Here is a 14,596-nt window from a genome sequence, read left to right as displayed (position 1 = left end):
CGCTCAGGCGGTCGGCTCGCCGCCGGTCTGGTCGCCGGTGGCCGCCTGGTCGGCGCGCTTCGGGGCGTAGCGCGGGACGTACTCCTGGCCGCTGAGCTTCTGGATCTCGGCCATCATCTCGTCGGTCATGGCGCGCAGCGAGGTGCGGTCGTCGGGACGGCCGGTGAAGTCCAGCGGCTTGCCGAACTTGATGGTGATCTTGGCGCGGCCCGGTCGCGGGATCCGCGTGCCGATCGGCTGGGCCTTGTCGGTGCCGGTCACGCCGACCGGGATGATCGGCACGCCGGCGGCGATCGCCAGCCGGACGGTGCCGGTACGCCCGCGGTAGAGCCGCCCGTCCGGGGAGCGGGTGCCCTCCGGGTAGACGGCGACCAGGTCACCGGCCTTGAGCACCGGGATCGCCGCGTCGAACGCGGTGAGCGCGGCCCGGCCGCCGGCCCGCTCGACCGGGATCGCGCCCAGGCCGGTGAGCACGAACTTGGAGAAGCCGCCCTTGAGCCCGGTGCCCTTGAAGTACTCCGACTTGGCCCAGAACGCCAGGTGCCGCGGCACCACGGTGCCGAGGAGCAGTTCGTCGGCGACGGAGAGGTGGTTGCTGGCGAAGATCGCGCCGCCGGTCGCCGGGATGTGCTCCAAACCCTCCACGTGCGGACGGAAGGCCAACCGGAGCGTGGGCGCCACGGTGAGCTTGCCGATGGTGTAGAGCAGGGGCACGGGTCCTCCGGCGGTCGTACGTGAAACAGGCGCTGTCACGGTAGCCGACGCGGCCGTCCGCCACCGAGCGGGTGGCTCGCAGTCCACTCGCTGGGGCCGGGCCCTCCTCCACCCGAGGGGGTGCAGGAGGGCCCGGTCCGCTCACACCTTGCGGACCGTCACGGTCACGCGCTCGCCCTCGCCGGCCTCGCCGGTGAAGCCGTCGAGCCCTTCGGCGAAGTCGATGCTGTCGGCCAGCACCTCCCGGGCCACGAACCCGGTGTACGCGGCGACCGCCGCGCGTACCTCCTCGGAGGCGGAGACGGCCACCGTGATCCGGTCGGAGACGTCGAGGTCGGCGTCGCGGCGGGCCTGCTGCACGACCCGGACCACGTCCCGGGCCAGCCCTTCGGCGGCGAGTTCCGGCGTGACCTCGGTGTCCAGCACGACCACTCCCTCACCGCCGGGCAGCGGCGCGGAGTGCTCGGCGTCGGCGGCGACCAGGCGCAGCTCGTACTCGCCCTCGGCGAGCGTGACCCCGGCGGCGACCGGGGCACCGTCGCGCAGCTCCCACTCCCCCGCCTTGACCGCCTTGATCACCTGCTGGACGGCCTTGCCGACGCGCGGGCCGAGCGCCCGCGGCACCACGGTGAGGACCTGCTGGCAGTACGCGGACACCTCGCCGGTGAGCACGACCTCCTTGACGTTCACCTCGTCGGCGACCAGGTCGGCGAAGGGCCGCAGCTGGTCGGCGACGGGCGAGGCCACTGTCAGCTTCGCCAGCGGCAGCCGTACCCGCAGGCCCTTGGCCTTGCGCAGCGACAGCGCCGCCGAGGCGACCGCCCGGACGTTGTCCATCGCGGAGACCAGCTCGTGGTCGGCCGGGAACTCCTCCGCCTGCGGCCAGTCGGTCAGGTGCACCGACCGCTCGCCGGTCAGCCCGCGCCAGATCTCCTCGGCGGTCAGCGGCGCCAGCGGCGCCACCACCCGGCACAGCGTCTCCAGCACGGTCCACAGCGTGTCGAACGCGTCCGCGTCGCCGGCCCAGAAGCGGTCCCGGGACCGGCGCACGTACCAGTTGGTCAGCGCGTCCAGGTAGGACCGCACCGTCGCGCACGCACCGGAGATGTCGTACGCGTCCATCTGCGCGCCGACGGTCGCCACCAGCTCGTTCGTCTTCGCCAGCACGTACCGGTCGAGCACGTTCGCCGAGTCGGTACGGCGACGCGCGGTGTGGCCGTCGGCGTTGGCGTACAGCGAGAAGAAGTACCAGACGTTCCACAGCGGCAGCAGCACCTGGCGCACCGCGTCCCGGATGCCCGACTCGGTGACCGCCATGTCGCCGCCGCGCAGCACCGGCGAGGACATCAGCATCCACCGCATCGCGTCCGACCCGTAGGAGTCGAACACGTGGTAGACGTCCGGGTAGTTGCGCAGGCTCTTGGACATCTTGCGCCCGTCCGAGCCGAGCAGGATGCCGTGGCTCAGGCAGTTGCGGAACGCCGGCCGGTCGAACAGCGCGGTGGCCAGCACGTGCATGGTGTAGAACCAGCCGCGCGTCTGCCCGATGTACTCGACGATGAAGTCACCCGGGTAGTGGTGCTCGAACCACTCACGGTTCTCGAACGGGTAGTGCACCTGGGCGAACGGCATCGAGCCGGACTCGAACCAGCAGTCCAGCACCTCCGGCACCCGGCGCATCATCGACTTGCCCGTCGGGTCGTCCGGGTTGGGGCGGACCAGGTCGTCCACCGCCGGCCGGTGCAGGTCGGTCAGGCGTACGCCGAAGTCCCGCTCGATGTCGGCCAGCGAGCCGTAGACGTCCACCCGCGGGTAGTTCGGGTCGTCGGAGCGCCAGACCGGGATCGGCGAGCCCCAGAACCGGTTGCGGCTGATCGACCAGTCCCGGGCGTTCGCCAGCCACTTGCCGAACGAGCCGTCCTTGATGTGCCCGGGGGTCCAGTTGATCTGCTGGTTCAGCTCGACCATGCGGTCCTTGAACTTCGTCACCGCGACGAACCACGACGACACCGCCTTGTAGACCAGCGGGGTGTCGCAGCGCCAGCAGTGCGGGTACGAGTGGGTGTAGGTGTCCTGCCGCAGCACCACCCCCCGCTCCTTCAGTTCCCGGATCACCGGCTTGTTCACGTCGAAGACCTGCTCGCCCTGGTACGGCGGCACCAGCGCGGTGAACCGGGTGTGGTCGTCCACGGTCACGACGGTGGGGATGCCGGCGGCGTTGCAGGTGTTCTGGTCGTCCTCACCGAAGGCGGGGGCCAGGTGGACGATCCCGGTGCCGTCCTCGGTGGTGACGAAGTCCGCGCCGAGCACCTGGTAGGCGTTCGGGCCGGCCGGCTCGACCAGGAAGTCGTAGAGCGGCGTGTAGCGGCGTCCGACCAGGTCGCGGCCGTACACGGTGCCGACCTGCTCGTACCCCTCCAGTTCCTTGGCGTACGCGCCGAGGCGCGCGGCGCCGACGACGTAGCGCTCACCGTCGCGTTCCAGCAGCGCGTACTCGATGTCGGGGCCGACGGCGAGCGCCAGGTTCGACGGCAGCGTCCACGGCGTGGTGGTCCAGACGCCCACCTTGACCGGCCCGCGCAGCGGCTCCGGCGCGTTCTCGTCGGCGGTCAGCTCGAACCAGACGGTGAGCGTCGGGTCGTGCCGGTCCCGGTAGACGTCGTCCATCCGGGTCTCGGTGTTCGACAGCGGCGTCTCGCACCGCCAGCAGTACGCGAGCACCCGGAAGCCCTCGTAGACCAGGCCCTTGTCGTGCAGGGTCTTGAAGGCCCACATGACGCTTTCCATGTAGTCCAGGTCGAGCGTCTTGTAGTCGTTGGCGAAGTCGACCCAGCGGGCCTGCCGGGTGACGTACCGCTCCCAGTCGTGGGTGAACTCCAGCACCGACGTGCGGCAGGCGTCGTTGAACCGGGCCACGCCGAGGTCGAGGATCTCCGCCTTGCTGGTGATGCCGAGCTGCTTCTCGGCCACCACCTCGGCGGGCAGGCCGTGGCAGTCCCAGCCGAACCGGCGCTCGACGTGCTTGCCGCGCATGGTCTGGTAGCGCGGCACCACGTCCTTGACGTAGCCGGTGAACAGGTGGCCGTAGTGCGGCAGGCCGTTGGCGAACGGCGGGCCGTCGTAGAAGACGTACTCGTTCTCGCCGTTCCGGCCGGCGTCGCGGGCCTCGACGGACGCCTCGAAGGTCTTGTCGGCCGTCCAGTGCTCCAGCACCCGGCGCTCGACCGCGGGCAGGTCCGGGCTCGCCGGGACACCGGCGCCGGTCGGGTCGTGCAACGGATAGGCCATCGCCTGTCGCTCTCCCTCAGCAGCTCACTCGTCTGTGGTCTGCGAGGACGAGCCGAATCCGGTGCGCCGTTACCGGCGTCCCGGGTGTGGCCCGCGGTACCACCCCGCTTGGCGGCCGAGGTGCGACCGCCCGCTCGTTGGCCGGCTGTGACGGGCCGTCCCGTCCGGTTCTACTGGGCCGGTGACCCGGCCGTTCTTCCGGAGGCTCACCGGTGATGGCCGGGTCGTCGCCTGTGCGTTCAAGCGTACTCGACCCCCACCCGCCGCGCCGCCGAGTATCCCGCCATCCCGGCCTACCCCACCCGGCCCTCGCCCAGCCCCGTCGATCATGAGGTTGACGGCGATGTCGATCTCCGGTTTCGCCGCCAACCTCATGATCGACGCAGTCTCCGGGAGGGGGAGGCGGGCGCGGGGCACGGCATGACCACCGTCACACCGCCGTGCCGTCACACCGCACCCGCCGTTTCCCGTCCTGTCCGCGTACCCGAACCTCAAGGAGGCGGCGATGAGCCGGATGGACATGGCGGCGGTGGCACCCGAGGCGTACCAGGCCGTGCTGGGCCTGGAGAAGTACGTCCGGGCGAACGTGGACCACACCGTGCTGGAGCTGGTGAAGCTGCGGGCGTCGATGCGCAACGGCTGCGCGTTCTGCGTGGACATGCACAGCCGCGAGGCGCTGGCGGCCGGTGAGGACAGCCGGCGGCTGTTCGCGGTCGCGGCGTGGCGCGAGGCCCCGTTCTTCGACGAGCGGGAGCGGGCCGCGCTGGCCCTCACCGACGCGGTGACCCGGCTCGGCGAGCACGGCGTGCCGGACGCCGTCTGGGACGCCGCGGCGAAGGTGTGGTCGGAGAAGGAGCTGGCGGACCTGGTGATGGCGATCGCCACCATCAACGTGTGGAACCGGGTCGCGGTGACCTGCCAGACGCAGCCGCCGGCATCGGTCTGACGGCTGACGCACGACGGCCCCGGTCCCGCCAGGAGCGGGCCGGGGCCGTCGGCGTGTCGTCAGGCCAGCTCGGGGAACCAGAGCGCGATCTCGCGCTTGGCGCTGTCCGCCGAGTCGGAGGCGTGCACCAGGTTCTCCCGGTTCGACAGCGACAGGTCACCGCGGATGGTGCCGGCGGCGGCCTTGCGGCCGTCGGTGCTGCCGATCATCGCGCGCACCACCTCGATCACCTGGTCGCCGGAGAGCACGAGCGCGACCAGCGGGCCGCTGGTCATGAACGTCTTCAGCGGCGGGTAGAACGGCTTGTCGACGTGCTCGGCGTAGTGCTGGTCGGCGAAGCCGCCGTCCATGGTCCGGCTCACCATCGCGTCGATCCGCAGGCCCTTGCGCTCGAAACGGGACAGGATCTCGCCCACCAGACCGCGGCGCACCGCGTCGGGCTTGATCAGTACGAGCGTCCGCTCGTCCGGGCTGCTGCTGGACACGCTGGTTTCCTCCTGCGCACTCAAACGGGGTTCGGCTGGGTACGGTCAGCGTAGCGACCCGGTCCCGGCGCCGGCGCGGCGGCTGCGTCTTCCCTGGCCCGCCGCGGCGGCCTAGCCTGGCCCTGGAACCCCTGGGAGGTCCACTGTGGCGAATGGCGGGAACCGCACGATCGCGCCGGTACGCAAACTGATCGGGGCGGTGCTGGGCACCGTCGCCACCTTCGTGACCGTGTTCGGGCTCGGCATGACCAGCTGGGCCATCGTGGCGCTCGGGGTCGCGCTGCTGGTGCTGGCGATCGCCCTGGCCACGGTACGCGGGGGCGGCCGCACCTGGGTGATCGGCCTGGGGCACGTGCACAGCGCCTCCGAACCACCCACCCAGTACGCGTTCGGCCGGTGCGAGCTGCAACTGGTCATCGACGCGCCCGGCCTGCCGCCCCGCTCCAAGAAGATCATCGAGCCTCGGGTGCCGGTCGCGAAGTGGCCCTCGCTGGGCCAGGCGCTGCCGGTCCGGGTGGCGCTCGACGACCAGCGGCACGTCCGCGTGCTCTGGGACGAGGTGCCCACACACGCGGAGAGCGCCGCCGCGGTCGCCGACCTGCCGCCCGAGTACGCCGCCGAGCCGGATCCGCTGGACGAGCCGCTGATCGCGCAGGAGGCGCCGCCGTGGGCCGGGCGCGCGCCGGAGGACGACTTCCGCGACGACTACCCGCCCGCGCCGGACCCGTACCTGGACGACGTGCCACCCCGCGCCGAGGACCGCGAGCCGGTGGTGCTGCACCAGAGCCCCGGCGGCCCGGTGGTGCTGGAGGGGCAGCTCGTCGAACGGGCCGACCGCGCGGCCGGCCCCGGCCCGCTCCCCCGCCGCGCCCCGGCACCCCGTTCGCCGGCCGAGGAGCCGCCCGACACGGTGCCGGTCGAGACCGTGCTCGTCGACAGCGGGCCGACCGACACCCGGCCGACCGACGCCGGGCCCGACCCGATCGACCTGCCGCTGGACGACCCCGCGGACGCGCCGCGGCGCTCCGACGCGCCGCCGACCGCCGAGGAGCTGGACGAGGCGATCTTCGGCCCGGCCGGCACGGCCGAACCGGACGAGCTGGCCAGCCCGATCAGCGGCGTCGGCATCACGCTGCTCGTCGCCGACCTGGACCGGTCCCTCGACTTCTACCGGGAACTCGGCTTCGACGAGCTGGACCGGGGCGAGGGCAACGCCGTGCTCTCCTCCGGCCCGACCCGGCTGGTGCTGCGCCGGGTGACCGGCGCCGCCCCGATCAGCCGCCGCCTGGTGCACGTCAACCTGGAGGTGGACGACATCCAGGGCGCGTACGAGCGGCTGCGCGACTCCGGCGTCCGGTTCACGTACGCCCCGCGCGTGGTCAACCGGGGCACCAAGCTGGAGGTGTGGGCGGCGGCCTTCCGCGACCCCGACGGCCACGGCGTCGCGCTGACGCAGTGGCGCACGCTCGCCGACGCCTGAGCCGTACGCGGCGGGCCGTCCTCAGCCGAGGATGACCCGCCGCACGTGCAGCGCGTACGCCCACACCAGCGCGAACATCACCCCGAGCGCGAACAGCGACCAGTGCAGCAGCCCGGAGAGCAGCAGCAGGCCCTGGATCACGGTGCCGGCGTGCCACGCCCAGGGGCGGCGCATCATGCCGGCGAGCACCACACAGGCGACCGCCAGCGCCACGATCACGCCGATCGCCGCGCCGCTCAGGTCACCGCCGACCACCCGGATCGGCTGGATGGCCAGCAGCAGCACCAGCGCCTCCAGCGACATGGTGCCGGCGCCGAGCCCGCGTACCGCCTTGTCCGGGTTCCGCAGCCCGGACCGGCGGACGCCGTCGGGCTGCTCCGGGCCGGTCGCCTGCGGCCCGGCATCCGGGTGCGGGTCCGGGCCGGCCGGCTGCTCCGGGCCGGCCGGGCGCTGCGGGCCGGTCGGGCGCCGCGGGCCGGTCATCGCTTGAGCAGCCGGCGGGCGTCGGCCACTGTCACCACCGATCCGGTGACCAGCACGCCCACCCCGGACAGCTCGCCCGGCACGTCCGACTCGGCCTCGGCCACCGCCGCCTCGATGGCGTCGGGCATCTCCCGGGCCACCTGCACCCGCTCCGGCCCGAAGATCTCCCGCGCCAGCGCGGCCAGCTCGTCCACCGGCATCGCCCGGGCCGAGCTGTTCTCCGCGACCACGATCGAGTCGAGTACCGGTTCGAGCAGTTCGAGCAGGCTCGCCGCGTCCTTGTCGCCGAGCACCGCCAGCACGCCGACGAGCTTGCTGAACGCGAACTCCTCCTGCACGGCGGCGACGGTGGCGGCCATCCCGTGCGGGTTGTGCGCGCCGTCGAGCAGCACCGTCGGGGCGCTACGCACCCGCTCCAGCCGGCCCGGCGAACTCGTCGCGGCGAAGCCCTCGCGGACCGCCTCGATGTCGAGCTGCCGCCGGGCCCCGGCGCCGAGGAACGTCTCCACGGCGGCCAGCGCCACCGCAGCGTTCTGCGCCTGGTGCGCGCCGTGCAGCGGGATGAAGATCTCCTCGTACACCCCGCCCAGGCCCTGGATGCTCAGCACCTGGCCGCCGACCGCGACCGCGCGGCGCAGCACGCCGAACTCGGCGCCCTCGCGCGCGACGGTGGCGTTGACCTCGGCGCAGCGTTCCAGGATCGGGCGGGCCGCGTCCTCCTCCTGCGCCGCCGCGATCACCGTGGCGCCGGGGTGGATGATGCCCGCCTTGTGCAGCGCGATGTCCTCGATCGTGTCGCCGAGCCACTCGGTGTGGTCCAGCCCGATCGGGGTGATCACGGCGACGCCGGCCTGGATCACGTTCGTCGCGTCCTCCGCGCCGCCGAGCCCGACCTCCACCACCGCCACGTCCACCGGGGCGTCGGCGAACGTGGCGAACGCCAGCGCCGTGGTCATGTCGAAGTACGTCAGCGGCTCCGCGAACCGCTGGTCGACGAGTTCGGCCAACGGCGCGATCTCGCGGTACGTGGACACGAACCGGTCCTCGCTCACCGGCTCGCCGTCCAGGCTGATCCGCTCCCGCACGGTCTCCAGGTGCGGGCTGGTGTAGCGGCCCGTGTGCAGCCCGAACGCCCGCAGCAGCGAGTCGATCATCCGGGCCGTCGAGGTCTTGCCGTTGGTGCCGGTCAGGTGGATCGACGGGTACGCGCGCTGCGGGCTGCCCAGCAGGTCGAGCAGGGTCTCGATCTTCTCCAGCTCGAAGTGCATCCGGGTGAAGCCGCGCGCGTTGAGCGCGGCCTCCACCTCGGCGAACGCGGTGCGGTCGGTGCGGTCACTCATGCGGAGCCATCTTTCGTTCGTGACTGCGGGGCTCGCAACCCCGGCTCACTCCTCGCGCTCACGAGGGCAGCGCCTCCAGGGCGGCGTCGATCCGGACCAGGTCCGCCTCGGCCACCGCCAGCCGCTCGCGGATCTTCGCCACCACCGGCTCGGGCGCCTTGCCGACGAACGCCGGATTGTCCAGCTTCGCCCGCGCCTGGGTGGCCTCCTTCTCGGCCGCCGCCCGGTCCTTGGTGAGCCGGGCGCGCTCGGCGGCCACGTCGATCGAGCCGCGCGTGTCGAGCGCGACGCTCACCGCGCCGGGCATCGCCAGCGTGGCGCTCGCCTGGAAGTCGTCGCCGGGCGCGTCCAGCCGGGCCAGCGAGCGGACCAGCGGTTCGTGCGCCGCGATGCCCGCGCCGGCCAGGCCGTCGAGCCGGGCGGCGACCCGCTGGGTCGGCCGCAGCCCCTGGTCCGAGCGGAACCGCCGGACCTCGGTCACCACCCGCTGCAGGGTGCCGACCTCGCCCTCCGCGGCGTCGTCGATCAGGGTACGGTCGGCGACCGGCCAGGACGCCGTCAGCACGGTCTCGCCGCCGCTGAGCGCGGCCCACAGCTCGTCGGTGACGAACGGGATGACCGGGTGCAGCAGCCGCAGGAGCTGGTCCAGCACGTGCCCGAGCACCCGGCGGGTGGCGTCGGCGGCGGAGCCACCCTCGGCCAGCACCGGCTTGCTCAGCTCCACGTACCAGTCGCAGACGTCGTCCCACGCGAAGTGGTAGAGCAGGTCGCAGACCTTCGCGAACTCGTACGCCTCGAACTGCTCGTCGACCTCGGCGGTGACGTGCGCCAGCCGGGACAGGATCCACCTGTCGACGGTGGAGAGGTCACCGGCGTCCGGCAGCGGGCCGTCGGTGTGCGCGCCGTTGAGCAACGCGAACCGGGTGGCGTTCCAGAGCTTGTTGCAGAAGTTGCGGGAGCCCTGGCACCACTCCTCGCTGACCGGCACGTCCTGGCCGGGGTTGGCGCCCCGGGCCAGCGTGAACCGGGTGGCGTCGGCGCCGAAGCGGTCGATCCAGTCCAGCGGGTCCACCACGTTGCCGAACGACTTCGACATCTTCTTGCCGTGCTCGTCGCGGACCATGCCGTGCAGCGCCACCACGTCGAACGGCTGCACGCCGTCCATCGCGTACAGGCCGAACATCATCATCCGGGCGACCCAGAAGAACAGGATGTCGTAGCCGGTGACCAGCACGCTGGTCGGGTAGAACTTCGCCAGGTCCGGGGGCTGCTCCGGCCAGCCGAGCGTGGAGAACGGCCACAGGCCGCTGGAGAACCAGGTGTCCAGCACGTCCTCGTCCTGCCGCCAGCCCTCGCCGGTCGGCGGCTCCTCGTCCGGGCCGACGCAGACGATCTCGCCGTCCGGGCCGTACCAGACGGGGATGCGGTGACCCCACCAGAGCTGGCGGGAGATGCACCAGTCGTGCATGTTGTCGACCCAGGCGAAGTAGCGCTTGGCCAGCTCGGCCGGCTCGATCTTCACCCGGCCGTCGCGCACCGCGTCACCGGCGGCCTTGGCCAGCGGCGCGGTGTTGACGAACCACTGCAACGACAGCCGCGGCTCGACCGTCGTCTTGCACCGCGAGCAGTGCCCCACGGCGTGCAGGTACGGCCGCTTCTCGGCCACGATCCGGCCCTGCTCACGCAGCGCCGCGACGATCGCCGGGCGGGCCTCGTACCGGTCCAGGCCCTCGAACGGGCCGGGCGCGGTGATGACGCCGCGTTCGTCCATGATCGTCAGCGAGGGCAGGTCGTGCCGCTGGCCGATCTCGAAGTCGTTCGGGTCGTGCGCCGGGGTCACCTTGACCATGCCGGTGCCGAAACTCGGATCGACGTGCTCGTCGGCGACGATCGGGATCCGCCGGTCGGTGAGCGGCAGCTCCACCTCGGTGCCGATCAGATGCCGGTAGCGCTCGTCGTCCGGGTGCACCGCCACCGCGGTGTCGCCGAGCATGGTCTCCGCGCGGGTGGTCGCCACCACGACCTCGTCGCCGTAGCGGATCGAGACCAGCTCACCCTCGTCGTCGGTGTGCTCCACCTCGATGTCGGACAGCGCGGTGAGGCAGCGCGGGCACCAGTTGATGATCCGGTTGGCCCGGTAGATGAGCCCGTCGTCGAAGAGCTTCTTGAACATGGTCTGCACGGCCCGGGACAGGCCCTCGTCCATGGTGAACCGCTCGCGGTCCCAGTCGACCGCGTCGCCGAGGCGGCGCATCTGGCCGAGGATCGCGCCGCCGGACTCGGCCTTCCACTGCCAGACCCGCTCGACGAACTTCTCCCGCCCGAGGTCGTGGCGGGACAGCCCCTCACCGGCGAGCTGCCGCTCGACCAGGTTCTGGGTGGCGATGCCGGCGTGGTCCATGCCCGGCAGCCAGAGCGCCTCGTACCCCTGCATCTTCTTGCGCCGGGTGAGCGCGTCCATGAGGGTGTGCTCGAAGGCGTGGCCCATGTGCAGCGAGCCGGTGACGTTGGGCGGCGGGATGACGATGGTGAACGGCGGCTTCTCGCTGTCCGCCGACGCCCGGAAGTGCCCGCCGGCTACCCACTGCTCGTACCGTCGCTGCTCTACCTCGCCGGGCTGGTACTGGCCGGCGAGGGTCGGGGCGTCGGGGCGTCGGGCATCCAGTCTCTCGGTCACCCTGAAAGTCTACGGAGCGCTTTCGGGGACCCGACGTGCACCACCTGTGATTCGCGTACGGTGGCGGTCATGTCCGACGCGCATCTCACCGAGCGCCCGGTCGACGGGGGTTCCGATCCGGTCGAGCTGACCGAAGAGCCGATCGAGCTGAGCCGCCGCGATCCCGCGCAGGAGCCCGAACGCCGTCCCGTCTCGCGGCGCCGGAAGATCGTCCTGGCCGCGCTGCTCGCGGCGGGCCTGGCCGGCGCCGGTGCGCTCGGGCTGGGCGGCTGGCGGGTGCTCCAGCAGAAGGACACCACTCTCGACCAGCCGGCCGAGGTGGCCGGGCTGGTCCGGGACGACAGCGAGCGGGCCCGCAGCACCGCCGACTACCTGCGCGACGGGCTGGCCGCCGACATCGAGCTGGACCACGGCTTCGGCGCCGTCTACTCCGACCGCGGGGACGCCAAGCGTTCGGTGCTGCTGTTCGGCGGGACCACGCTGCTCTGGCAGCCCGAACGCGACCTGGACACCCTGTTCGGCCTGATGGCCGACGAGACCGGCCGGGTCGCCGGGCTGCGGGAGGTGGACGCGGGCCGCCTGGGTGGCGTGATGAAGTGCGGTACGACCAGCGGCGACGGCGGCGACTTCGCGGTGTGCGGGTGGGCCGACCACGGCAGCGTGGTGATGGGCATGTTCCCGGGCCGCCGGGTCGACGACGCGGCAGCGCTGTTCCGCGACATCCGCGAGTCCGTCCAGAGCCGCTGACCCGCGACCTTTGCCACTACTTCGGGGAAGTGGTGGGCCGGCACACCAGTTCGGGGAAGTGGCTGGGTCCGGGGTACTTCGTTGCCGCCACTTCGGGGAAATGGTGGGCGACCATCACTCACACGCGTCCGGGGCCGGCTTTGTGGCCGGTCTGGCGGGGGAGGACGCAATTCAGGGCCACCCCGTGCGGGGGTGGCCCTGAATTGGAAGATTGTCCGGCGGTGTCCTACTCTCCCACACCCTCCCGAGTGCAGTACCATCGGCGCTGGAGGGCTTAGCTTCCGGGTTCGGAATGTTGCCGGGCGTTTCCCCTCCGCCATGACCGCCGTAACTCTATGAACATGTCAACCAACCCAGATGGGTGGTGGTTTGTTCAGAGTTGCACAGTGGACGCGTAGCAGCTTGGTAGTCAAGTCCTCGGCCTATTAGTACCGGTCAACTGAACCCGTTACCGGGCTTACATTTCCGGCCTATCAACCCAGTCGTCTAGCTGGGGGCCTTACCCCACAATGTGGGTGGGATACCTCATCTTGAAGCGAGCTTCCCGCTTAGATGCTTTCAGCGGTTATCCCTTCCGAACGTAGCTAACCAGCCGTGCCCCTGGCGGGACAACTGGCACACCAGAGGTTCGTCCGTCCCGGTCCTCTCGTACTAGGGACAGCCCTTCTCAAGTATCCTACGCGCACGGCGGATAGGGACCGAACTGTCTCACGACGTTCTAAACCCAGCTCGCGTACCGCTTTAATGGGCGAACAGCCCAACCCTTGGGACCTGCTACAGCCCCAGGATGCGACGAGCCGACATCGAGGTGCCAAACCATCCCGTCGATATGGACTCTTGGGGAAGATCAGCCTGTTATCCCCGGGGTACCTTTTATCCGTTGAGCGACACCGCTTCCACATGCCAGTGCCGGATCACTAGTCCCGACTTTCGTCCCTGCTCGACCTGTCAGTCTCACAGTCAAGCTCCCTTGTGCACTTGCACTCAACACCTGATTGCCAACCAGGCTGAGGGAACCTTTGGGCGCCTCCGTTACCCTTTAGGAGGCAACCGCCCCAGTTAAACTACCCACCAGACACTGTCCCTGAACCGGATAACGGTCCGAAGTTAGATACCCAAATCAACCAGAGTGGTATTTCAAGATTGCCTCCACCCATACTGGCGTATGGACTTCACCGGCTCCCACCTATCCTACACAAGCTAATTCAGATACCAATGTCAAGCTATAGTAAAGGTCCCGGGGTCTTTCCGTCCTGCCGCGCGTAACGAGCATCTTTACTCGTAATGCAATTTCGCCGGGCCTGTGGTTGAGACAGTGGGGAAGTCGTTACGCCATTCGTGCAGGTCGGAACTTACCCGACAAGGAATTTCGCTACCTTAGGATGGTTATAGTTACCACCGCCGTTTACTGGCGCTTAAGTTCTCCGCTTCGCCCCGAAGAGCTAACAGGTCCCCTTAACGTTCCAGCACCGGGCAGGCGTCAGTCCATATACATCGAATTACTTCTTCGCATGGACCTGTGTTTTTAGTAAACAGTCGCTTCCCCCTGCTCTCTGCGGCCATACAACGCTCCACCCGCGCGGGGCTTCACGTCTCCGGCCCCCCTTCTCCCTAAGTTACGGGGGCAATTTGCCGAGTTCCTTAACCACAGTTCGCCCGATCGCCTCGGTATTCTCTACCTGACCACCTGTGTCGGTTTGGGGTACGGGCCGCTAAGAACTCGCTAGAGGCTTTTCTCGGCAGCATAGGATCACTGACTTCACCTGAATCGGCTCGGCATCACGTCTCAGCCTCATGGTGTGCGGATTTGCCTACACACCGGCCTACACGCTTACCCCGGCACAACCACCGGCCGGGCTCAGCTACCTTCCTGCGTCACCCCATCGCTTGACTACTACCCGCCAGGTTCCCACGCTCCCCACCATTGGTCCGAAGACCGCCGGCAGTTCGGGTGGTTAGCACAACGAGGTTCGTCAGGGTCGCTCTTTCGCGGGTACGGGAATATCAACCCGTTGTCCATCGACTACGCCTCTCGGCCTCGCCTTAGGTCCCGACTCACCCAGGGCGGATTAGCCTGGCCCTGGAACCCTTGGTCATCCGGCGGAAGGGTTTCTCACCCTTCTTTCGCTACTCATGCCTGCATTCTCACTCGTGCCGCGTCCACAACTGGGTCACCCCGCTGCTTCACCCCCGGCACGACGCTCCCCTACCCATCCACACACCTGCATATCCCATCAAGGAGATACGAAGTTATTATGTGAATGCCACAGCTTCGGCGGTGTGCTTGAGCCCCGCTACATTGTCGGCGCGGAACCACTTGACCAGTGAGCTATTACGCACTCTTTAAAGGGTGGCTGCTTCTAAGCCAACCTCCTGGTTGTCTATGCGACCCCACATCCTTTTCCACTTAGCACACGCTTAGGGGCCTTAGCTGGT

At 70.0% G+C, this 14,596-nt stretch carries 9 protein-coding genes and 2 rRNA genes (1 of these 11 running past the window's edge); 3 read left to right on the top strand and 8 right to left on the bottom strand.

What is annotated here, in order from left to right; genetic code table 11:
* Positions 1 to 3 precede the first annotated feature (3 nt).
* A complete protein-coding gene (locus tag ACN27C_RS15445; protein WP_358172202.1) occupies positions 4 to 714 on the bottom strand; it encodes a lysophospholipid acyltransferase family protein in 711 nt (236 codons plus the stop codon).
* Between the two features lie 141 nt (positions 715 to 855).
* Complete coding sequence (gene ileS / locus ACN27C_RS15440) at positions 856 to 4,002, bottom strand: isoleucine--tRNA ligase (RefSeq protein WP_422751458.1); 3,147 nt, start codon at positions 4,000 to 4,002, stop codon at positions 856 to 858.
* Between the two features lie 505 nt (positions 4,003 to 4,507).
* On the opposite strand from ileS, the gene ACN27C_RS15435 reads away from it, so the two are divergent.
* Positions 4,508 to 4,948, top strand: coding sequence for a carboxymuconolactone decarboxylase family protein (locus ACN27C_RS15435; RefSeq protein WP_422751457.1), 441 nt, complete (start codon positions 4,508 to 4,510; stop codon positions 4,946 to 4,948).
* Positions 4,949 to 5,007: 59 nt separating this feature from the next.
* Here ACN27C_RS15435 and ndk read toward each other — a convergent pair whose 3' ends face one another.
* Positions 5,008 to 5,433, bottom strand: a complete 426-nt coding sequence (gene ndk / locus ACN27C_RS15430; protein ID WP_120573615.1) for a nucleoside-diphosphate kinase — start codon at positions 5,431 to 5,433, stop codon at positions 5,008 to 5,010.
* Positions 5,434 to 5,578: 145 nt separating this feature from the next.
* Here ndk and ACN27C_RS15425 point away from each other — a divergent pair, with 145 nt between their 5' ends.
* Complete coding sequence (locus ACN27C_RS15425) at positions 5,579 to 6,913, top strand: VOC family protein (RefSeq protein WP_422751456.1); 1,335 nt, start codon at positions 5,579 to 5,581, stop codon at positions 6,911 to 6,913.
* Between the two features lie 21 nt (positions 6,914 to 6,934).
* On the opposite strand, the gene ACN27C_RS15420 is transcribed toward ACN27C_RS15425, so the two are convergent.
* The 3 genes from ACN27C_RS15420 to ACN27C_RS15410 are packed head-to-tail and all read right to left on the bottom strand — an operon-like array spanning position 6,935 to position 11,413.
* Positions 6,935 to 7,396, bottom strand: coding sequence for a DUF4233 domain-containing protein (locus tag ACN27C_RS15420; RefSeq protein WP_422751455.1), 462 nt, complete (start codon positions 7,394 to 7,396; stop codon positions 6,935 to 6,937).
* Positions 7,393 to 8,736, bottom strand: a complete 1,344-nt coding sequence (locus ACN27C_RS15415; protein WP_422751454.1) for a bifunctional folylpolyglutamate synthase/dihydrofolate synthase — start codon at positions 8,734 to 8,736, stop codon at positions 7,393 to 7,395. Before ACN27C_RS15415 ends, ACN27C_RS15420 begins: the two co-directional genes overlap by 4 nt.
* A 58-nt stretch (positions 8,737 to 8,794) precedes the next feature.
* Positions 8,795 to 11,413: a valine--tRNA ligase gene (locus tag ACN27C_RS15410; RefSeq protein WP_358193917.1), complete on the bottom strand. Its 2,619-nt coding sequence runs from the start codon at positions 11,411 to 11,413 to the stop codon at positions 8,795 to 8,797.
* A 69-nt stretch (positions 11,414 to 11,482) separates the two neighbouring features.
* On the opposite strand from ACN27C_RS15410, the gene ACN27C_RS15405 reads away from it, so the two are divergent.
* Complete coding sequence (locus ACN27C_RS15405; RefSeq protein WP_422751453.1) at positions 11,483 to 12,160, top strand: hypothetical protein; 678 nt, start codon at positions 11,483 to 11,485, stop codon at positions 12,158 to 12,160.
* A 213-nt stretch (positions 12,161 to 12,373) separates the two neighbouring features.
* Here the strand turns inward: ACN27C_RS15405 and rrf are convergent.
* Together rrf and ACN27C_RS15395 are read right to left on the bottom strand one after the other, a co-directional pair.
* Positions 12,374 to 12,490 (bottom strand): 5S ribosomal RNA (rrf, locus tag ACN27C_RS15400).
* A gap of 75 nt (positions 12,491 to 12,565) precedes the next feature.
* Positions 12,566 to 14,596 (bottom strand): 23S ribosomal RNA (locus ACN27C_RS15395); it runs 1,078 nt beyond the window's last position.

Origin of the sequence: Micromonospora sp. WMMD1219 (genome assembly GCF_049315215.1) — a bacterium.
GTDB classification, from domain to species: Bacteria; Actinomycetota; Actinomycetes; order Mycobacteriales; family Micromonosporaceae; genus Micromonospora; species Micromonospora tulbaghiae.
Note: the sequence above shows the minus strand (reverse complement) of the source record. Positions and strands in the feature narration are given on the sequence as shown.

What these genes read in the sequence shown, in the direction of transcription:
- ileS (WP_422751458.1), bottom strand. Translation starts at nt 4,002, where the DNA reads ATGGCCTATCCGTTGCACGACCCGACCGGCGCCGGTGTCCCGGCGAGC.
- ACN27C_RS15435 (WP_422751457.1), top strand. Translation starts at nt 4,508, where the DNA reads ATGAGCCGGATGGACATGGCGGCGGTGGCACCCGAGGCGTACCAGGCC.
- ACN27C_RS15420 (WP_422751455.1), bottom strand. Translation starts at nt 7,396, where the DNA reads ATGACCGGCCCGCGGCGCCCGACCGGCCCGCAGCGCCCGGCCGGCCCG.
- ACN27C_RS15415 (WP_422751454.1), bottom strand. Translation starts at nt 8,736, where the DNA reads ATGAGTGACCGCACCGACCGCACCGCGTTCGCCGAGGTGGAGGCCGCG.
- ACN27C_RS15405 (WP_422751453.1), top strand. Translation starts at nt 11,483, where the DNA reads ATGTCCGACGCGCATCTCACCGAGCGCCCGGTCGACGGGGGTTCCGAT.